Raw genomic sequence first — 20,411 nt, forward strand, 5'->3', positions numbered from 1 at the left:
GAGGCTTGCCCTCACCCGCGACCGATGCCACGCGCAAGACGGCGGGGTGACCCTCGACCTGTCGACCTCCGGGTCTGACTTAACCCACGCGCCGCAGAGCGCTTTGAGACACCCCGCCCCACAAGCCACTAATTCAGCAGATTCCTAGGGACCGGCCAGGGTGCGCCTGCTCGTGAACCGACGCGCGTCGCCCGTCAGCGGGTCGTCGAATTCCAGGCTGTGGGCGAGCAGCTGCAGCGGCCTGGAGAAGTCGTCGGGGGCCACGTCGACAACTTCCGGATACAGCGGATCACCGGTGATCGGGATCCCGAGCGAGGCCATGTGCACACGTAGCTGATGGGTGCGACCGGTCCGCGGTGTCAGCCGGTACAGCGGGTCGCAGCGCTCGATGACCGTCTCCGCATTCGGCTCGCCGGGCTCCTCGACCGCTTGCAGGCAGCCGCGCCGCTTGACGATGCGGCTGCGCACCGTCATCGGGAAGGTGTGGCCGGCGTCGACGGGCGCGTGCGCCAGATAGGTCTTGGTCACCCGCCCCCGCGCGAACAGAGTCTGATAGGCGCCGCGCACCTCGCGGCGGGCGGTGAACACCAGCACGCCCGCAGTCAGCCGATCCAGCCGGTGCGCCGGGCTCAGCTCCGGCAGCTCGAGCGAGCGGCGCAACCGCACCAGCGCCGTCTGCGCGACGTGGCCACCGCGGGGCATCGTCGCCAGGAAGTGCGGCTTGTCGACGACGACGAGGTTCTCGTCGCGGTACAGGATCGGCACGTCGAACGGGACGGGCACCTCGTCGGGAAGGTCCCGGTAAAGGTAGACGTGCGAATCGGGCGGGAGAACCGTCGACGCCGTCACCACCGCGCCGTCGGCGCAAACCACTTCTCCCGCAAACACTTTCGCAGCGGCCTGCTCGCCGAACCGGTCGGCCAGCTCGACGAGCACCGCCCCGCCCCGCAGCCGCACCCGCGCCGGCCCGAGCCCGTCGCGCACGGGAAGCGGTGCGGGACCCCTCAAGTGAGCGGAACCGGCTCGAGGATCTCCGCGCGCGCCTCGGGCGCCGCGACACGCAACGCGTCGGCCGACGCGTCGTCGGGCTGAGTCTGCGACAGCACCTCGGCCTCCACCCTGGCGCGGTAGGTCTCGACCTCGCGATCCACGTCCTGCGCGCTCCACCCCAGCACGGGCGCAACGATGCCGGCGACCTCACGCGCACAGTCGACGCCGCGGTGCGGGTATTCGATCGAGATCCGCATGCGGCGGGCCAGGATGTCCTCAAGATGCAGCGCCCCCTCGGCGGCCGCCGCGTACGCCGCCTCGACCTTGAGGTACACCGGCGCGTCGGTGATGGGCTCGAGCAGCTCGGGCCTGTCGTCGGCCATGGCGAGCACCTCGTCGATCAGCGAGCCGTACCGGTCGAGCAGGTGCCGAACCCGGTACGGGTGCAGGTCGTGATGCTTGCCCACGCTCTGCGTCTGGTTCACCAGCGCGAAGTATCCGTCGGCGCCCATCAGCGGGACCTTCTCGGTGATCGACTTCGCCACCCGGGTCGGCACGAACTCCGCCGCGGCGTCGATGGCGTCTTCGGCCATCACCCGGTAGGTGGTGTACTTGCCGCCTGCGATCGCCACCAGACCGGGAGCCGGGACCGCGACGGCGTGCTCGCGCGACAGCTTCGACGTCTCCTCGCTCTCACCGGCCAGCAGCGGGCGCAAACCCGCGTAGACACCGTCAATGTCCTCATGGGTCAGCGGAGTTGCCAGCACCGTGTTGACGGTGCGCAGGATGTAGTCGATGTCCGCCTTGGTGGCCGCGGGGTGGGCCAGGTCGAGCTTCCAGTCGGTGTCGGTGGTGCCGATGATCCAGTGCGTCCCCCACGGGATCACGAACAGCACCGACTTCTCGGTGCGCAGGATGATCGCGACCTCACTGACGATGCGGTCCCGGGGCACCACGATGTGCACGCCCTTGGAGGCGCGCACCCGGAACCGGCCCCGCTGCTTGGACAGCGCCTGGATCTCGTCGGTCCACACGCCGGTGGCGTTGACGACGACGTGTCCGCGCACCTCGGTGACGGTGCCGTCCTCGGAGTCGCGGACCCGCACACCGGTCACCCGGTCGCCTTCCCGCAGCAGCGCCACCACCTGCGTCGACGTCCTCACCACCGCGCCGTAGTGCGCCGCGGTGCGGGCCACCATCATGGTGTGCCGGGCGTCGTCGACCACCGTGTCGTAATAGCGGATGCCGCCGATCAGCGAGCTGCGCTTCAGCCCGGGTGAGAGCCGCAACGCACCGGCGCGCGTCAGATGTTTCTGTGCCGGAACGGATTTCGCGCCGCCGAGGCTGTCGTAGAGGAAAATGCCCGCCGCGATGTAGGGCCGTTCCCACAAGCGGTTGGTCAGCGGGAACAGGAACGGCAGCGGCTTGACCAGATGCGGCGCCAGCGTGGTCAGCGACAGCTCGCGTTCGTGCAGAGCCTCCCGCACCAGACCGAACTCGAGTTGCTCGAGGTAGCGCAGTCCGCCGTGGAACATCTTGCTGCTTCGACTCGAGGTGCCCGACGCGAAGTCGCGCGCCTCGACGAGGGCCACCTTCAACCCTCGGGTCGCGGCGTCGAGCGCCGCGCCGGCGCCGACGACACCTCCGCCGATGACGACGACGTCGAACTGCTCAGCGCCGAGCCGCTGCCACGCTCGTGCACGCTGATCTGGGCCGAGAAACGAGTCCGGGGCCTGGTTGCTCACACGCACCTTCCTTGTTACCGGTCAGTACGCAACCAGACTACGTGGCTCAGTCCAGATCGTCGTGCGCCATCAACCGGCGCGCGGCCTCGACGATCGATCCGGACAACGACGGATACACCGACAGCGTCTGCGCCAGGTCGGTCACCGAGATGCGGTTCTGCACCGCCAGCGCGATCGGCAGGATCAGCTCCGAGGCGATCGGCGCCACCACCACCCCGCCGATCACCACGCCCGTCGCCGGACGGCAGAAGATCTTCACGAAACCGTGCCTGAGCAGCGACATCTTCGCTCTGGCATTGGTGTTCAACGGCAACATCAGCGTGCGGGCGGGGACACTGCCGTCATCGATGGCCGACTGCGGGATCCCGACCGCGCCGATCTCGGGGCGGGTGAACGTCGCCGACGCGACGGTGCGCAACCGGATCGGGGACACGCCCTCGCCGAGCGCGTGGTACATCGCGATGCGGCCCTGCATCGCCGCGACCGAGGCCAACGGCAACAGCCCGGTGCAGTCGCCGGCGGCGTAGACGCCCGAGGCGGGCGTGCGCGACACCCGGTCGACCGGGATGTAACCGCCCGGCTTGAGCTCGACACCGATGCGGTCGAGGCCAAGGCCCGCGGTGTTGGGCACCGAACCCACGGTCATCAGCGCGTGGCTGCCCTCGACGACGCGGCCGTCGGCGATCGCGACCCGGACACCCGTGTCGGTGCGGGTGACCGAGTCGGCGCGGGCGTTCTTGACCAGCGTCACGCCGCGCTCGTTGAACACCTCCTCGAGCGCCGCCGCCGCATCCGAGTCCTCATGGGGAAGGATCTGGTCGCGGCTCGCCACGACCGTCACCGTCACGCCGAGTTCGGTGTAGGCGTTGCAGAACTCCGCACCCGTCACACCGGAACCCACGATGATCAGGTGCTCGGGCAGCGTCTCCAGGTCGTACACCTGCCGCCAGGTCAGGATCCGGTCGCCGTCGGGCACCGCGTTGGGCAGCACCCGGGGGCTGGCGCCGGTCGCGATCAGCACGATGTCGGCCTTGAGCACGCCCACCTTGCCGTCGGGCGTGGTGACCTTGACGCGGTGGTGGGCCATGCCGGCGATGTCGTCGACGAGCTCAGCGCGGCCGCCGATGATCGTGACGCCCTGGTTGAGCAGCTGACTGCCGATGTCGGCGGACTGGGAGGCGGCCAGCGTCTTGACACGGTTGTTGATCTCCGGCAGCGAGATCGGCGCCGCGTCGATGCCGATGTCGTAGCCGAGACCCTGGGCGCGGCGCAGTTCCGTGCGCACGCCGGTGGAGGCGATCAGCGTTTTGGAGGGCACGCAGTCATACAGCACGCAGGCGCCGCCCAGACCGTCGGAGTCGACCACCGTCACCTGCGCGACGTCGCGCCCGTGGCCGGCCGCGACCAGTGCCGCCTCGTACCCCGCCGGCCCGCCGCCGATGATCACGATCCGCGTTACCACGCCACCAACCTATTGCACAGAGATGCGTTTAAGCTTCTCGCGTGCCGCTCTACGCCGCCTACGGGTCGAACATGCATCCCGAGCAGATGCTGCAACGCGCCCCTCATTCGCCGATGGCGGGCACGGGCTGGCTGCACGGGTGGCGGCTGACGTTCGGCGGCGAGGACATCGGCTGGGAAGGCGCGCTGGCGACCATCGTCGAGGACCCGGGATCCAAGGTGTTCGTCGTGCTCTACGACGTCACCAAAGAGGACGAGGAGAACCTCGACCGCTGGGAGGGCTCGGAACTCGGTATCCACAAGAAGATCCGCTGCCGGGTGGAACGCACCGCGTCGGACACCAACACCGACCCCGCGTTGGCGTGGCTGTATGTGGTGGATGCCTGGGAAGGCGGCATCCCGTCGGCACGCTATCTCGGAGTGATGGCCGACGCGGCCGAAATCGCCGGGGCCCCAGCGGAATACGTGTACGACCTGCGGACGCGGCCGTCGAGCAACATCGGCCCGGGCCCAGGAGGCTAGGGTTTACTTCCCCTGTCCCGATGGTCGGCGAGCGCGCGTGTTTGTACGTCGACGCGCCGCCCGCGCTGGCATTCTGCGCGCGCTCACGCCGCGCGAGCGCGCCATAGCTGCCGTTCGATGCGCGCGACCATCTCCCTTGCGCGATAGCGCACGTCGTCAGACACGATCGGCACCACAGTCCAGTCGACGTCAGCCAGCGCGTTCTGCCGACGTCGATCACTGACCATCGCCTCCGGCCCGGAGTGCCAGGCGACTCCGTCGTACTCCGCGGCCACCCGGTCATCCGGCCACGCGAAGTCGAGTCGGCGCAGATCCCCATTGCCGTCGACGATCTCGTACTGCAATTCCGGGACGGGCAGACCTCCGTCGAGCATGGCCAGACGTGCCTCACTTTCCATCGGCGACTCCGACCGCGGGTCGGCGAGGGGCAGCAGATCGCGGACCGCGACGATGCCGCGACGGCCCTTCTGCTCCACGGCAGCACGCCACAGATCCGGGCGGCTGCAGGTGCCACTGCGCAACGCCGCGTCGAGCGTGGCCAGAGCCCTCGGACGCCGGAGAGCGCGGGCGACCTCGACAGCGGTCCAGGCGGGCGAGGTCGCGCGGCGGCCGTCCACCACGACCAGCGGCGCACCGTCGCGTCGATGCACCACCAGGCCGTCGGCATTCCGGAGCGCGCACCGCGGCGGGTCGAGGACGTGGAGTTCGGCCGGCTGCTCGGTGTCGAAGCCGAACATCGCCGCAGCCGTGCCCAGACAGACCGCGACCGGCCGACCGCAGGAGAGGTCGAGGCCGCGCAGCCTGAGCTGATCGGTGGGTTCCCCGACGCAGTAGATGCCCTGCCACAACCGTTCCAGCACACCGGTATTCACGGCCGCCTCGAAGCGGCGCCGGGTGAGGTGCTGCAGGATCTGTGCGCTGGTGGCCACCCCGCCCTGGCCGGCGAAAAGTGCATCCAGTTGATCGTCCATGCGGTCATGCTGTGCGCGGGCTCGAGCTCTCGGCCAGAGCCTCGACGGCGATCTGGGGATGGACGCGCAGTTATGCACAACTCGCGGGGCGCGAGCGCGCGTCAAATGCCAGAGGCGGCGGCGCGTCGGTGTACAAACACGCGCGCTCGCGGGGCTCAGGCGGAGTGGTCGATGATGTTGACCAGCAGGCGCACCCCGACACCCAGGGCACGCTCATCGAGGTCGAACGTCGGCTGGTGCAGATCCAACTGCGGGCCCTGTCCGCTCCACACCCCGAGTCGTGCCATCGCGCCCGGCACCTCCTCCAGATACCAGGAGAAGTCCTCGCCGCCGCCGGACTGCCGCGTGTCGGCGAGCACGTTGGGGCCGATCGCCTCGATGGCGTGAGTGAGAATGCGCGTGGACACCGCTTCGTTGACCACCGGCGGCACACCCCGCCGGTAGTTCACCACGTGCTCGATGCCCAGCGGGGCGAGCAGCGACGAAACCGTCTCGGTGACAAGGTCTTCCATCGTCACCCATGTCTCACGGCTGGCCGTGCGGATGGTGCCGGCCAGCGTGCCGGTCTGCGGGATCGCGTTGGCGGCCACCCCGGCGTTCACCGCACCCCACACCATCACCGTGCTGTTGCGCGGATCGATGCGCCTTGACAGCACGCCGGGCAGACCGGTGATCAGCGTGCCGATCCCGTAGACCAGATCACCGGTCAGATGCGGCCGCGACGTGTGTCCGCCCGGCGAATGCAGCACCACCTCGAGCTGATCGGCCGCCGACGTGATGGGGCCGGGCTTGACCGCCACGCGGCCGACCGCCAGATGCGGGTCGCAGTGCAACGCATAGATCCGCGACACCCCGGTCAGCGCGCCCGCCGAGATCGCGTCGATCGCTCCCCCCGGCATCAGTTCCTCGGCGGCCTGGAAGATCAGCCGCACCCCGACCGGCAGCTCCGGCACCGACGCTAGCGCCAGCGCGGCGCCCAACAGCACCACGGTGTGCGCGTCGTGACCGCAGGCGTGCGCGATGCCCGGCACCAGCGACGCGTAAGGCGCCTCGGTCCGCTCGGCCATCGGCAACGCGTCCATATCGGCGCGCAGCGCCACCCGCGGCCCGTCATCCGGGCCGAAATCGCACGTGAGACCCGTCCCACCGGGCAGCACCTTGGGGTTGAGCCCCGCGTCGGCCAGCACCGAGGCGACGAACTGCGTCGTCGCGAACTCCTGGCGGCCCAATTCGGGATGCATGTGCAGATGCCGCCGCCACGCCACCAGATCGTCGTAGCGAGCGGACAGGAACCGCGCCGCGGCGTGCGCCAACACACTCATGAGGCCCGCCTCTGCTGCAGCTCCAGCACCCGGTCCCGCTGTGCGGCGTCGCCGGCCAACGCCACCACGGTGCGGGCCAGCATGATCGCCCCCTCGATGACCGCGGTGTCCGCGCTCTCGCCGGCCGCGGCGGCCGCGAACTCCGGTTGGTGGATCGACGCACCGCCGGCGTCGATGCCGACGATCGGGTGGATCCCCGGCATCACCTGCGTGACATTGCCCATGTCCGTGCTGCCCAACGGCACTGACGCCTCGACCTCCTCGGGAACCGGGCTGCGACCGAACCGCAGCATCTCCGCCCGCACCGTCGCCGACAGCCACCGGTCGGGAATCAACTCGGCGTAGGCGGGCGCGGTCTCGGAGACGGTGTGCTCGCAGCCGGTGGCCACCGCACCCGCGGCGAAACATCCCGCCATCCGGGATTCCAACGCGCGCAACGACTCCGAGTTCGTCGCCCGCATCGTGTAGCGCATCTCCGCCGACGCCGGAATGACGTTGGCGGCCTGACCGCCGTCGGTGACGATGCCGTGGCACATCTGCCCCGGGGCGAGCTGCTGGCGCAGCAGACCGATCGCGACCTGCGCGACGGTCACCGCGTCCGCGGCGTTGACGCCGAGGTATGGCGCGACAGCGGCGTGCGCTTCGCGGCCGGCGTAGCGGATCGTCGCCTCCGAGAGGGCCAGTGAGCGGGCCGCGGCGATGTCGATCGGACCGGGGTGCAGCATCACCGTCGCGGCGATGTCGTCGAACACCCCGGCGTCGAGCATCAGGACCTTGCCTCCCCCGGCCTCCTCGGCAGGCGTGCCGAGCAGCACCACCGTCAACCCGAGGTCGTCGGCCACGTCGGCCAGCGCGAGCGCGGTCCCGACGGCCGATGCCGCGATGATGTTGTGCCCGCAGGCGTGCCCGATGCCGGGCAGCGCGTCGTACTCGGCGCAGATCCCGACGACGAGCGGGCCGCTGCCGAACTCGGCCCGGAACGCGGTGTCCAGCCCGCCTGCGCCCGCCGTCACCGCGAAGCCCCGCTCGGCCACCAGGGCCTGCGTCTTGGCGCAGCTGCGGTGTTCGTCGAATGCCAGTTCGGGCTCGGCGTGCAGAGAATGCGACAACTCGAGCAACTCACCGCTGCGCCGGCGCACCACGTCCTCAGCGGTCGTCGACGCATGAGACGACGACGCGGCGGCGGTGGGCATGCAGGCAAGTATCTCACTGCCCCGGCACCCCCACTAAGCTGCCGGTCGTGGACGATCCCGGGGCAGCCGCGCAGCAGGCGGCCCGGGGCCTGGCCGAACGCACCGGCGTGGACCGCCACGACGTCGCGGTCGTCCTCGGATCGGGATGGGCACCGGCCGCGTCGCAACTCGGGGAACCGACCGCCGTCGTCCCGATGGCCGAGTTGCCCGGCTTCACCCCGCCCGCCGCGCAGGGCCACGGCGGACAGGTGCTGTCCCTGCGAATCGGCACCCACCGGGTTCTCGTGCTGCTGGGCCGGATTCACGCCTACGAGGGCCACGACCTGCGCCACGTCGTGCATCCGGTGCGCACCGCCTGTGCCGCGGGCGTGCACACCGTGGTGCTGACCAACGCCGCCGGCGGCCTGCGCCCGGAGTTCAGCGTGGGTCAGCCGGTGCTGATCAGCGACCACCTCAACCTCACCGCGCGCTCCCCGCTCGTCGGCGCGCAGTTCGTCGACCTGGTCGACGCGTACGCGCCGCGGCTGCGCGCCCTCGCGCGGGAGATCGACCCGACCCTGGCCGAGGGCGTCTACGCCGGCCTGCCCGGACCGCACTACGAGACGCCCGCCGAGATCCGGATGCTGCGCACGTTGGGCGCCGACCTCGTCGGGATGTCGACCGTGCACGAGACCATCGCGGCGCGCGCGGCCGGCGCGGCGGTGCTGGGGGTGTCGCTGGTGACGAACCTGGCCGCCGGGATGACCGGACAGCCGCTGAGCCACGACGAGGTGCTCGAGGCCGGACGTCAGTCGGCCACGCGGATGGGTTCCCTGCTCTCGGCGGTGATCTCCCGGCTCTGATCCCGGCCGATCCGCCGGCTCGCCCACACCACGGCGCGGGCCAGCAGCGGCGCCGCGAAGAGCATCATCAGGATCCGCACCACCTGCGCGGCGATCACGAACGTCACGTTGGACCCGGTCTCGACCGCGGTGGCCAGCACCGCGTACACGCCGCCGGGACTGGTTGCGAGATACCCCTCGAGCGGCGTCAGGCCGGCGACGCGGGCCAGCAGCACGCCCAGACCCGCGGTGGCGACCCCGATCGCGACGATGAGGGCGATCGCGGCGGGCAGCAGCCGGCCGACCGCGCGCAGCGACGCACGCGTGAACGCCAGACCGGCCTGCCAGCCGATCAGCACATAACCGGCCTGCACGAGCAGCGTCGGCACCCACAGGCCGAACGAGAATCCGCTGACCTCTAGGGCGACGGTGAGCGCCAGCGGGCCGAGAAGCCCGGCGCCGGGCAGCCGGATGAGCCGTCCGACGACGGCACCGACGATCACCAGCACGACGAGCATCGCCAGGCTCAGGTACCACGGCGCCTGGCCGGGTTGCGTCACGGCGTCAGCGCCGGCCCGGGACTTGTCGGCGTGGTAGATCAGCGTGACCACGACCGGCATCGACGCGGTGACCAGCCCGACCCGCAGGTACTGCACCACGGCCACGACACGGTCGTCGCCGCCGAGCTCCCGCGCGATCGCGACGAGGCCGGACGCGCCGCCGGCGACCAGCGCCAGCGAACCGGTGAGCGGGGTGACAGCGCGGTGAAGCCCGAGCAGCGCGCCGGCGACGACGCTGAGCAGCAGGGTCCCGACCGCGACGCCGAGGACGACGGGCCAGTCATCGCCGAGGGTGCCGAGCGCGTCCTGCTGCACCATCGTGCCGATGTAGACGCCGAGCACCCCCTGTGCGGCGATGCCGAGCGTGCGGGGTACGCCGGCGGGGCCCGCCGACAGCAAGGCGAACGCGATGCCGACGACCAGAGCGGCGAACAGCGCCGCCGACGGCACCCCGAGCACAGTGAGCGGGGCGGTGACCGCCACCGTCGCCGCCAACAGCGCCGCCCACCTGAGTAACTGCTTCCACCACACCATGGTGATCGCAAGTATGCTCTTGGTAATTGAAGATCTCAACGACGGTGTTTCGGGTTGGGCTATGGCCGATGCCAAGGTATAACTTGGTAATGGGCATCGAGGCGTCGGCGGCGACCGAGCTGCGGGAATCGATGATGGCGGTCACCCGCCAGCTGCGGCGGCACCGTCCGGACAACGGCCTGACGCTGAGTCAGATGCAACTGCTCGGCGAGATCAGCCGGGCGGGCGTCACCACACCCGCCGAACTGGGCGTGCGGCTGGGCGTGAAGGCGCAGTCGCTGACCGACTCACTCAACGAGCTCGAGTCGCGGCGACTGATCGCCCGCCGGCCCGACGTCTCCGACCGCCGTCGCCAGCTCGTCGAGATCACCGACGAGGGCACCGTCCTGCTGGAGGCTGACCGCGCCGAACGCGACGCGTGGCTGCACACGACGATGCGGGAACGGCTGTCCACGCTGGAGTTCGACCTGCTGATGCTCGTGGCACCCTTCCTGCGCAAGCTCGCCGACGCCGATACGGGCACACTGACCTAGGTGACGTCCGACCTCCACGCGGCAGTCCGGGAGTGGCTGGCTCACGACCCGGACCCCGGCGCGGCCGCCGAACTGGCCGCCTGCACCGACATCGAGCTCGCCGACCGCTTCGCCGCGCCGCTCACGTTCGGCACCGCGGGGTTACGCGGACCGTTGCGCGCCGGCCCCAACGGCATGAACCTCGCGGTGGTGCTGCGCACGACGTGGGCGGTGGCGACGGTGCTGAGCCGGCGCGGGCTCGGCGGCGACCACGTCGTCGTCGGCTACGACGCCAGGCACCGGTCCGCGGAGTTCGGCCGTGCCTGCGCCGAAGTGTTTGCCGCGCAGGGATTTCCGGTTCTGCTGATGTTCACTCCGGTGCCCACGCCTGCGGTGGCCTTCACGGTGCGCCGCACCGGAGCAGCAGCCGGCGTGCAGATCACCGCGTCGCACAATCCCGCGTCGGACAACGGCTACAAGGTGTACTTTCCTGGCGGGCTGCAGATCATCCCGCCCGTCGACGCCGAGATCGAAGCAGCCATCGCCACCGCCCCGGCCGCCGACGAGATTCCCCGCTCCCCCGTCGCCGTGTCCGGGGCCGATCAGATACGCGCCTACGTCGAACGAGCGGCCACCGTACGCCGCGCCACCGGATCGGTGCGCGTCGCGCTCACCCCGATGCACGGGGTCGGCGGCGAGTACGCCCTCGACGCGTTCGCGCTGGCCGGCTTCGCCGACGTACACGTGGTGGCGTCCCAGTTCGCGCCCGACCCCGACTTTCCCACCGTCGCCTTCCCCAATCCCGAAGAGCCGGGCGCCACCGACGCGCTTCTGACGCTGGCGTCCGACGTCGGAGCCGACATCGCCGTCGCGCTGGACCCCGACGCCGACCGGTGCGCCATCGGAGTGCCCACCCCTACCGGCTGGCGGATGCTCTCCGGCGACGAAACCGGTTGGCTGCTGGGCGATTACATCCTGTCGCAGGGTGACGCATCGAGCGCGGTGGTGGCGAGCACCGTGGTCTCGTCGCGGATGCTGGCCAGCATCGCCGCCGGCTACGGCGCCCGGCACGTGGAGACGCTCACCGGGTTCAAGTGGCTGGCGCGCGCCGACTCCGAGGTGCCGGGCACGCTGGTGTACGCCTACGAGGAAGCGATCGGGCACTGCGTGGATCCGGCCGCGGTGCGAGACAAGGACGGCATCAGCGCCGCGATCCTCGCCTGCGACCTGGTGGCCGCACTGGGCGCCGAGGGACGGTCGTTGCCCGACGCTCTCGACGAGCTGGCCCGCCGCCACGGCGTTCACACGACAACCGCCGTCACCCGGCGCGTCGAATCACCCTCCGCCGCAGCAGAAGTCATGGTCAGGTTGCGCGCCGAGCGGCCCACCCTGCTCGCCGGCTTCGCCGTCGACGTCACCGATCTGGCGCCGCGCACCGATGCGCTGGTGTTCTCCGGCGGCGACGACACCACGTCCGTGCGGGTGGTGGTGCGGCCGTCGGGGACCGAGCCGAAACTGAAGTGCTACCTCGAGGTTCGGTGCGCGGGCGACCTCGCGGCGGCACGGGAACGCGCCGCACGGGTGCAGTCCGGCCTCGTCGACGACGTCCGCTCGCTGGTGTAGGGCCGAGTCAGCGGGGGCCGAACTGGCGGTCGCCGGCATCGCCGAGACCCGGCACGATGTAGGCGATCTCGTTCAGCCCGGAGTCGACGCTGGCGGTGAACAACAGCAGCTCTGGCGCCGCCTTCTCCAGTGCCGCAAGACCTTCGGGGGCGCAGACGACACAGATGGCGGTGACGTCCACGGCGTCGCGGGCGAACAGCAGCTCCAACGTGTGCACCATCGACCCGCCGGTGGCCAGCATCGGGTCCAGCACGATCACCGGCCTTGCGCTCAGATCGTCGGGCAGCGACTCCAGATAGGGGGTCGGCTGATGCGTCTCCTCGTTGCGGGCCACCCCGACGAAGCCGACCTGCGCCTCGGGGATCAGCGCATGCGCCTGATCAACCATGCCCAGCCCGGCGCGCAGCACCGGAACCAGAAGCGGCGGATTGGCCAGCCGCGCGCCGGCCGTCTCCGCCAGCGGGGTGCGCACCGGCACCGTCTCGACACGAAGGTCACGGGTGGCCTCGTACACCAGCATCAACGTCAGGTCACGCAGCGCCGCACGGAAGCCGGCGTTGTCGGTGCGCTCGTCGCGCAGAGTGGTCAGCCGCGCCGCGGCCAGCGGGTGGTCGACAACGCGCACATCCATGGGGTCCGACCTTAACGGGAACCGGCCGGCGTTTCCCGGCGTCTAACCCTCTATGTTCCTGTCCGTCGACACCGACACCGTGCGCGGCTATGGCCGCGCTTCGAGCGGCCACGCCGCCACCCTGCACGACGCCGCCTCACGGCTGACCGCCGCGGCGGACGGGACGGCCGCGTTCGGGCCCGTCGGCGCGCGGTTCCTGACCGCGCTCGGCCGGGCCGCCGGCGACGACGCCGCTGCCGTCACCACCCTGGGCGGCAAGCTGGCGGCGGCACGCGAGGGCGCCCTGCGGTCGGCGCAGGCCTATGACGGCGCCGACGCGCGGGCTGCGACGCGGATCGCGCTCTGATGCCCAGCGCCCTGGTCAGCACGCTCGCCGCGCCGATCCGCCGGGTGCAGGCGCTGGTCGGCCCCGGGTGGTCGGGCGATCCTGCCGGCGACCCGGCCGCGGTGCTGGCCGGGGTGCGCGACACGCTGACCGACGTCGCCGACGCGGCCGGACAGGCCTGGCGTGAGACCGAGGCGGGCTGGTCGGGCGCCGGCGCGGACGCCGCGGCCGAGTTCGCGGCGACGACGTCCGCGGCGATCGACGACGCGGCGGTGCGAGCCGGCGCGCTGGGCTCGGTGGCCCGCGAGGCCGCCGGGGCGGTCGCCGTGGCCCACCGCCGCCTGCAGGACATCGTCGACGAGTTCGAGGCCAGGGCGGCGGCGCTCGAACCCCGGCTGGATCAACCCGGGGTGGCCAAGGAACTCCTCACCGAGGCGCGGGACGCGCTCGGCCGGGCGATCGCCGTGGTCAAGGAACTGCTCGCCGAACTGGACCGGCACGCGGCCGCCATCGCCGACAGGCCGGCACCGCCCGCCACCACGCCGGCCGGCTGGTCCGGTGCCGGTGGAGGCCCCTTGGCTGGGGGCGGCTCCGGCGGTGGGCCCGGCGGTGGTCTCGGCGCGGATCCGGTGGCGCTGACGTCCGCCGAGACACCGATGGACACACCCGAGGCGGCGGCGTTCGGGGACGGGGTGGCGGTGCGGCTGCCCGACGGGACCGTGGTGATGGCGCCGAACGCGGTGGCCGCCAGCGCCGTGCGGCACGCACTGACCCAACTGGGTGTGCCGTACCAGTGGGGCGGGACCACACCGGGTCAGGGTCTGGACTGCAGCGGCCTGACACAGTGGGCGTATCACCAGGCGGGGCTGGATCTTCCGCGGCTGGCTCAGGAGCAGGACGTCGGCGCGGCCGTCGCGCCAGGCTCGCTGCTGCCCGGAGATCTGGCGGTGTGGGACGGCCACGTCGCGATGATCGTGGGTGACGGCACGATGATCGAGGCCGGTGACCCCGTCAAGCTCTCGCCGATCCGGACAAGCAACGCGGGCCAGGGTTTTCAGGGTTTCTGGCGGCCGACGGCGTGAGTGTCGTTAGGGCATCGCCTCGGCCCATCCCTATGTCTTTGGTATTCCAGTGAATTCGCCACCGCGCGGTAGCGACTCGCCAAGTGCCGGTAGCACACATCGTCGCCGGGAGTCCGGGAGAGCAGCGCGCTGCCGCTGCAGCGTGATCTGGGATATCGCCGACCGGCCGTTTGCCGGCAAGTTCGCCAACCGATCGATCTCCTGGGGCTCCGGTCAGGTCGCCCCCGGGGACGGTACTGGGAAGGGGGAAAGCGGCAGCTCCACTCAGTGGCGGGGTAATCGCGCCCCGAAACCGCGCGAGATTTCAGTAGCGCGCTACTGAGCTCGCCGCACCGCGCGCGAGCGACAATGCACACTGCGGAACTCGACCCGACGCACAGGCCGTCGGTTCGCCACGGACGGGCTGGAGGAACCGCGATGGTTAACGGCGCACACTGCATAGGTCATACCGGGGCGTTGGCGAGCGCGAACCACAGCCCGCTGACGACGCACACCTAGGCCGTGCTGAGTGTCGGCATCGACCCGCCGCAGGAGTGGACGCAGGCCTGGCCCGCCTCACCGAGTACGAGTACGAGTACGAGTACACGAGGACTCGCACAGGCCGTATCTGTGCTGCTACGGCAAATGGCACGTCACATTAATTTCCAAGGCCGAGCACCAACAGGGCAGGGCACGACCATCTGGCGAGCACGATCCATCGGGTGGTCGACAAGATCACGCACAAGCCAGAGGCCAAGAGTGATAAGGACTCCGAACCGTGATCGGCTTCGTCAACCGGCTCTGGCACCAGTACGCCAAGGGACACACGATCGTGTTCCACCAGGCAACCCCCGTCGTCGGTGGAACATCTGGCGATCGATGCCGCGCGCCGCGATCAGCACATCACATACGTCGAGCCGAAGAAACTCGCCACCGTGACCGCGCTGCCGACCGATGACTTCCGCTTTCTGTGACCCCGGCGCACTCTCGTTGCCGTGTAGAGATCCCGCGAGTTGTCGCGATGACGACACCCTCCGCCAACGTGATTTCGCCGGGGCGCTCTGGGTCGCCGGATACCGCCGGCCCGCAGGGCGCACGTCGGGGAGCACGCCCGACCGCTGGCCGCGCCCGAGCATCCTGAATCAGCCACCGGGGCATCCGAGCGCAGCCACGATCTGTACCGATATCGACGCCCGGCTGAAGCCGGTGATCCGGTGCACCTGTCGCCCTCAGGACCACGAACCTCAGACCGGGCTTCCAGGGCTTCTGGCGACCGACGGCGTGAATGCATCGAAATGGCCATCACGCGGCAGCGACTCGCCAAGTCCCAAAACGCGACGTCGCCGCGGGTGCGGAAAAGCGGCTCTTCGTGATTCAGAGTGCATTGACGAGTTGACGTAGCGCACCGCTGTGCAGCAGTGAGCGCCAGCGGTAGTGGGTGAGGTTTCGGAATCCGAGGGCGTTGCGGCGAAGGGCTTCCAGGCGGCCGTTGATGGCTTCGGTGGGTCCGCATCGGTGGTGGTCGAAGAAGGCCAGCACGTCAGCACGGCGACGGTGCAGGGTGCGTCCAAGCTGGGAGAGTTCGTCGAGGATCGCGGGCACGCCTCGGGCGCAACGAGTCGATGATCGTGGCCATCATGGTTTTGCCGCGGCGCCGGTCGGCATGACCGAGCCGGCGATGATGCATTGGTACATACTTCAGGTCACCAGGACAGCGAGATGGTCGTCGTCGGCGAACGCCGCTTCCAGTCGTGCCCGCTGCCGGGTGCTCAGCAGTGGAACTCGGGTCCGCAGCGTGCGGCGCACCCCGTAGAGCGGATCGCCGGTGCGGCCCCGGCGACCACAGGTCAGCTGTTGGATGCGCTGGCCGGTCAGGTCAAGCTTGGCGCCGACCAACGCGACGACGTGGAAGGGATCCATCACGGCCGTGGCGTCGCGCAGCTCGTCGGTCGCGGCGGTCTTGTAGCCGCCGAAGCCGTCCATGGCGATCGCCTCGACCTGGTCGCGAAACGTTGGCGGTTGATCAGCCAACCAGGTCTTCAGTGCTGCCGCCGAGCGCCCTACCGCGAGATCAGGCAGCCGTGCGCGCCGGTGCCGTCGCGGACCGGAGTCAAGTCGATGATCAGCGTGACGAAGCCCTTCGCCTGTCCTCCTCCTACGCGTTCGGGTCGTCGGCGTAACCGCGTCGCAAAGAGTGTCGTGCTTGATGGCCGCCGCCGCAGCGACGTAGCCGGCCATACTAAACAGCTTCCATGCTCAGAGCAGGGCGCGCCGGAAGTATTGCCATCCAATTTATTTCCACGTCCAATATGAGTCCTCCTAAAACTCACTGGGTGGCGGAGCGTGAAAGCTCGGGCAGTTCAATATGTTCGGCGATCCCGATACGCCGGTGCAGCCGCACCAGCGGTGCGGGCGCCCACCAGTTAAGCCGGCCCAGCACACGCATGAACGCCGGGACAAGCAATATCCGAACCAGCGTGGCGTCCACTAAGACTGCCAACGTCACGCCGACACCGAACATGCACATCAGCGAGACCTTCGCAGCCGCCAGCGACGAGAACGTTACCGCCATCAGCAGGGCCGCGGCTGTCACCACCCGGCCGGTGCGGGCCAGTCCCAAAGCCACGCTTTCGGTGTTGTCGGCCCGCGTCTTTCCCGATGCCTGCCAATACTCGCCGATCCGCGAGATCAAGAACACCTCGTAGTCCATCGACAGCCCGAAGGCAAGGCAGAACAGCAGCACAAGAACGCTGGCGATGAGCGTGCCCGTGGCCGTAGTGCCAAACCCGTCCAGGTGGCCGTCCTGGAAAATCCACACGAGTGCGCCGAACGCAGCCGTCAACGACAACATATTGAGCATCAACGCCTTTAACGGCAATATGACGCTGCCGGTCAGCAAGAATAGAAGCACGAAAGTGATCGTTGCAATCACCGACAGCACAATAGGCAGCCGTGAGGCGACCGCATGCGAGCTGTCGCGGTTGATCTGTGCCCAGCCCGTCATCTGCACATCTGCGCCGCCGGGAGTTGCGATGGCATGCAACCGGTCCAGCTGAGTCTCCGAGGCCTGGGAGTACAGCGGCGCGGTGGAGTTCACGGTCAGATAGGCGCTGGCGTCTTTCCATCCTGTGGGCGCCGAGGGCGGCCCGACCAGGACGCCGCTGGCGTACGTGCCGACGGGTGATGACACGGCCGAGACGTCGGGTACCCGTGACAGCTGCGCGGCATAGAAGCCGAGTTCAGCCGCTGTCACCGCGCGCGCGTCGGGTATCACGACGATCACGTTGGTCAACGAGTTGACCGAGAAGCCAGACCGCAGCTCGTCTCCGACCTGGCGCGCTGAGGCGGAAACCGGCAGCACCCTGCCGTCGGGGAAGCCCCATTTGACGCCGAGGAATGGGGCGCCCAACACGAGCAGCATGGCGATGACCGCCACCCCGATCGGAATCGCCCGGCCCATAACGGCTTTTGTCCACCCGTACCAAAAGGTCTTTTCGACGGCCGGGTGCAGCGGCTCTGGCCGCCCCAACACCCCTCGGACGACGCGGCGCACGTCCAGTGAGTCGAGCCGGTCACCTAGCAGCACCAGCGCCGCCGGCGTCACCACCGCCGCGGCAGCGGCCGCGAACCCGACCACGGCGATTCCCGCATAGGCGAAAGACTTCAGGAAGTACATCGGGAAGAGCACCATCGCGATCATGGCGAGCGCGACCGTGGTTGCGGAGTACAGCACCGTCCGGCCAGCAGTGGTCATCGTGCGCACCAACGCCTTGTCTCGTTCTGCGCCGGCAGCCAATTCGTCACGGAACCGGCTGACGATCAGCAGCGTGTAGTCGACGGCCAGCGCGAGTCCCATGGCCAGGATCAGGTTCAACGCGAAGACCGAGACTTCGGTGGCAAACGTGATCGCACGCATCACTGCCATCGAGCCGAGAATTGCGAAGACGCCGACCGCCAACGGCAGCCCCGCCGCCAGCAGGCCGCCGAAAACCCAAACGAGCACAATGAAACTCAGCGGAAACGCGATGGCCTCCATCACCAAGAGGTCTTTCTCGGTTTGGTCGATGATCTGGGCGTAGGTGATCACCTCGTCACCGGGCTTCACTGTGACGCCGTCGAAGCGGGGCACGAAACCGAGCAGGTCCTTGGCGTGCTGCTGTGCGTCGGTCTCACCGCCGGTGATGCCGGCCACCACCAGTCCGGTCTTCCCGTCCTCGCTGACCAGCGCTCGCGCGGCCGGGGGAGGCACTGTCCATGCGGATTTGACGTCGGCGACGTAGGGCGAGCGCTTCAGCAGCGCGACCAACTCGTTGCCTGCCGCACGAGCGGACTGGCTTGCGACGCCGGCATCAGAGGTGACGGCAAGCGCGAGCTGCATGTCGCCCGCGCCGAACTTGTCACTGAGCAGCTGCGACGCATGCCACGACTGCGACGTCGGGTCACGGAAGCCGCCGGTGGACAGGCTCTTGGTGACCGGAATGCCGAACACGGCCGCGCCTACCATGATCAGCAGCGCGACGGCGATTACCCGTCGGGGCGCCGCGATGGCCATTCTGGCGATTGTCTGCAGCATGAGAGCCCCCTCCCCTAGGCGCTGCACATGCCGGCTAGTTCGATCAGCGGCCGTGGAGGCGGGTCGTCGACTTTCGGGCTGACGATGGCTATAGGACTTGCAACTCCGAATCTGCCCCAAAGATCGGCGGACATCGGCGGCGCTTCGACGTCATGACCGATCGCCATTCGGACCACATCCATCGGCGCCACATGCCCGGAGGGCGAGAGAAAGATCGTCCTCACATACGCGCTCGCGACCGTGCGGACTGGGCAGCCAAGCGTGCGAAATGTCTGCCGCAGGTAGAACCAGCGGTGATCCCACGAGAGGACCTGCGTTCCGATCTCGAACTTATCGAACGGCTTGAGCGGCCGATAGTAATCGACCTGCGCTGATCTCAGCGGAACGGTCCACCGGTAGCGAAAGGCTGCGCCAAGCAGGCCCACCTGCGCGAGGTAGTCGACCCGGGCGAAGTCCATCAGCAGCAGATAGCGGCTGTTGTTCATGTGGCCGAACAAATCGAGGTCCACCGGCATCACGCGCCACCGCGTCAGTGTCTCGGCGTTCGGATTATTTGGACCGGGCCGCGGGGCCTGGTCATGTGATCCCTTCCAGGCCGTGGTGAGCGTCTTGAACAGGCGGACGGACGGCTTCATGTCAGTCCTCACGAACTCGTTCGATCCGGGCCTCAGCTCGATTAAATCGGGCGCACCGTGGTAGGGCCGCCAATCGTAGAGATGTCGGTTGTGGGCCCACCGCTCAAGCCACAACTTCAAGTCGTACGCACCGATTAACTCCAGGATCTTGTCACCTGCCCAGACTGCGGGCAGGGCGTAGGCCACCGTTCGTAATTGGAGAGCATGCTTGCGCATGACGCACTCGGGTTCTTCGACGACATCCAGCGGCTCGACCGGTGCTGTAACAGGCTCGGACATTTGATGCCTTCTCGCCGTCGGCGTTGTGACCGATTGATCGTCGCCCGCGTGCGGTTGGCGGAGCCCAGTAGCGCACTACTGCAATCTCCCCGGTTTCGGCGCGTACTTAGTCGCGAGCGTGACTCTCGCGTGTGCTCCCCGCCCAGACAACAGGAGGTCGGGCTCCCGGCCTGCTTGCTTAGCCTGAACTCACCGACAAATCGATGGGCATCCTGCGCGCCGCGGCAACCCTGGCCGGTGGCCGCCACGCCACCGCACGCGGAGCCACCCCGCGCCGCAAGATCGTCATTATCGCTGCCCGCCTGACCCGCCCACAACGGCGACCGGTCCTGCACCTACCCAGCCACTGGCCCTGGGCACAGGCGTGGCTTGCACTGTGGCGCAACACCATCGGGTACTCACCGCCACTGCCCACCAGAGTCTGACAACCGCCGAAAGGTCCGAGCGGAGAACACAGGAAAGCTGGAGCAAACCAGCAGATAGCCGCTGCCCAGAACCCGAAATCAAGATCAACCACTCGCCAGCCGCGTCAACTCCAGCCCATCGGTGGATCGGGGCTAACCCAGGCTAACCCCATTCGCCCTCGCAGCTTCAGCGCCCGTTGCGCATGAACGGCCAATGCTGAGCGCATCGCATCCGCGTCGGCCTCCCAC

Annotated in this window: 16 protein-coding genes and 2 pseudogenes; 7 read left to right on the plus strand and 11 right to left on the minus strand. The window is 69.2% G+C overall.

Features of this window, described 5'->3' with window-relative positions; all coding sequences use genetic code 11:
* Positions 1-144: 144 nt before the first annotated feature.
* Genes G6N45_RS25370 through G6N45_RS25380 form a run of 3 tightly spaced genes read right to left on the minus strand, consistent with a single transcriptional unit; the run spans position 145 to position 4,197 of the window.
* Positions 145-1,008 carry a pseudouridine synthase gene (locus G6N45_RS25370; protein ID WP_163726394.1) on the minus strand — a complete coding sequence of 288 codons (864 nt, stop codon included), beginning with the start codon at positions 1,006-1,008 and terminating at the stop codon, positions 145-147.
* A complete protein-coding gene (gene glpD / locus G6N45_RS25375; protein WP_246228796.1) occupies positions 1,005-2,735 on the minus strand; it encodes a glycerol-3-phosphate dehydrogenase in 1,731 nt (576 codons plus the stop codon). Before glpD ends, G6N45_RS25370 begins: the two co-directional genes overlap by 4 nt.
* Positions 2,736-2,781: 46 nt before the next feature.
* Positions 2,782-4,197, minus strand: a complete 1,416-nt coding sequence (locus tag G6N45_RS25380) for an NAD(P)H-quinone dehydrogenase (RefSeq protein ID WP_163726400.1) — start codon at positions 4,195-4,197, stop codon at positions 2,782-2,784.
* Between the two features lie 41 nt (positions 4,198-4,238).
* Here G6N45_RS25380 and G6N45_RS25385 point away from each other — a divergent pair, with 41 nt between their 5' ends.
* Positions 4,239-4,718 (plus strand): gamma-glutamylcyclotransferase family protein, encoded by a 480-nt coding sequence (locus G6N45_RS25385; protein WP_057146855.1) that lies wholly within the window; start codon positions 4,239-4,241, stop codon positions 4,716-4,718.
* An 83-nt stretch (positions 4,719-4,801) separates the two neighbouring features.
* Here the strand turns inward: G6N45_RS25385 and G6N45_RS25390 are convergent, their stop codons facing one another.
* From G6N45_RS25390 to G6N45_RS25400, 3 genes are all read right to left on the minus strand, one after another.
* On the minus strand, positions 4,802-5,689 hold the full coding sequence (locus G6N45_RS25390; RefSeq protein ID WP_163726402.1) for a type IV toxin-antitoxin system AbiEi family antitoxin: 888 nt from the start codon (positions 5,687-5,689) through the stop codon (positions 4,802-4,804).
* 155 nt (positions 5,690-5,844) lie between these two features.
* A complete protein-coding gene (locus G6N45_RS25395; protein WP_163726406.1) occupies positions 5,845-7,011 on the minus strand; it encodes an amidohydrolase in 1,167 nt (388 codons plus the stop codon).
* The gene (locus G6N45_RS25400) at positions 7,008-8,204 is read right to left on the minus strand and encodes a M20 family metallopeptidase (RefSeq protein WP_163726409.1); all 1,197 of its coding nucleotides are present in this window, start codon (positions 8,202-8,204) and stop codon (positions 7,008-7,010) included. Before G6N45_RS25400 ends, G6N45_RS25395 begins: the two co-directional genes overlap by 4 nt.
* 47 nt (positions 8,205-8,251) lie before the next feature.
* Between G6N45_RS25400 and G6N45_RS25405 the strand changes: the two genes are divergently transcribed.
* A complete protein-coding gene (locus G6N45_RS25405) occupies positions 8,252-9,046 on the plus strand; it encodes a purine-nucleoside phosphorylase (RefSeq protein WP_163726412.1) in 795 nt (264 codons plus the stop codon).
* Here G6N45_RS25405 and G6N45_RS25410 read toward each other — a convergent pair.
* Positions 8,992-10,119, minus strand: a complete 1,128-nt coding sequence (locus G6N45_RS25410) for an AbrB family protein (protein WP_163726415.1) — start codon at positions 10,117-10,119, stop codon at positions 8,992-8,994. The genes G6N45_RS25405 and G6N45_RS25410 overlap by 55 nt on opposite strands.
* A gap of 89 nt (positions 10,120-10,208) precedes the next feature.
* On the opposite strand from G6N45_RS25410, the gene G6N45_RS25415 reads away from it, so the two are divergent.
* The gene (locus G6N45_RS25415; RefSeq protein ID WP_163726417.1) at positions 10,209-10,652 is read left to right on the plus strand and encodes a MarR family winged helix-turn-helix transcriptional regulator; all 444 of its coding nucleotides are present in this window, start codon (positions 10,209-10,211) and stop codon (positions 10,650-10,652) included.
* Entirely contained in the window at positions 10,653-12,254 is a 1,602-nt protein-coding gene (locus G6N45_RS25420; protein WP_163726421.1) for a phospho-sugar mutase, read from the plus strand.
* A gap of 7 nt (positions 12,255-12,261) precedes the next feature.
* Here G6N45_RS25420 and upp read toward each other — a convergent pair whose 3' ends face one another.
* Complete coding sequence (upp, locus tag G6N45_RS25425; protein ID WP_163726424.1) at positions 12,262-12,885, minus strand: uracil phosphoribosyltransferase; 624 nt, start codon at positions 12,883-12,885, stop codon at positions 12,262-12,264.
* A gap of 52 nt (positions 12,886-12,937) precedes the next feature.
* Here upp and G6N45_RS25430 point away from each other — a divergent pair, with 52 nt between their 5' ends.
* Positions 12,938-13,231, plus strand: coding sequence for an ESX-1 secretion-associated protein (locus G6N45_RS25430; RefSeq protein ID WP_163726427.1), 294 nt, complete (start codon positions 12,938-12,940; stop codon positions 13,229-13,231).
* Complete coding sequence (locus G6N45_RS25435; protein ID WP_163726430.1) at positions 13,231-14,292, plus strand: C40 family peptidase; 1,062 nt, start codon at positions 13,231-13,233, stop codon at positions 14,290-14,292. The genes G6N45_RS25430 and G6N45_RS25435 overlap by 1 nt, the downstream gene beginning before the upstream one ends.
* Positions 14,293-15,645: 1,353 nt before the next feature.
* On the opposite strand, the pseudogene G6N45_RS28165 reads toward G6N45_RS25435, so the two are convergent.
* The 3 genes and pseudogenes from G6N45_RS28165 to G6N45_RS25450 all read right to left on the minus strand — a co-directional run bounded on the left by G6N45_RS28165 (position 15,646) and on the right by G6N45_RS25450 (position 19,758).
* Positions 15,646-16,509: pseudogene (locus G6N45_RS28165) on the minus strand (ISL3 family transposase).
* An 88-nt stretch (positions 16,510-16,597) separates the two neighbouring features.
* The gene (locus tag G6N45_RS25445) at positions 16,598-18,844 is read right to left on the minus strand and encodes an MMPL family transporter (RefSeq protein ID WP_163726433.1); all 2,247 of its coding nucleotides are present in this window, start codon (positions 18,842-18,844) and stop codon (positions 16,598-16,600) included.
* A gap of 14 nt (positions 18,845-18,858) precedes the next feature.
* Positions 18,859-19,758 carry an acyl-CoA thioesterase gene (locus G6N45_RS25450; RefSeq protein ID WP_163726435.1) on the minus strand — a complete coding sequence of 300 codons (900 nt, stop codon included), beginning with the start codon at positions 19,756-19,758 and terminating at the stop codon, positions 18,859-18,861.
* A 209-nt stretch (positions 19,759-19,967) separates the two neighbouring features.
* Between G6N45_RS25450 and G6N45_RS25455 the strand changes: the two are divergent.
* Positions 19,968-20,183, plus strand: a pseudogene (locus tag G6N45_RS25455) (IS1380 family transposase); the annotation flags it as partial.
* Positions 20,184-20,411 lie beyond the last annotated feature (228 nt).

Source organism: Mycolicibacterium psychrotolerans (assembly GCF_010729305.1).
GTDB lineage: Bacteria > Actinomycetota > Actinomycetes > Mycobacteriales > Mycobacteriaceae > Mycobacterium > Mycobacterium psychrotolerans.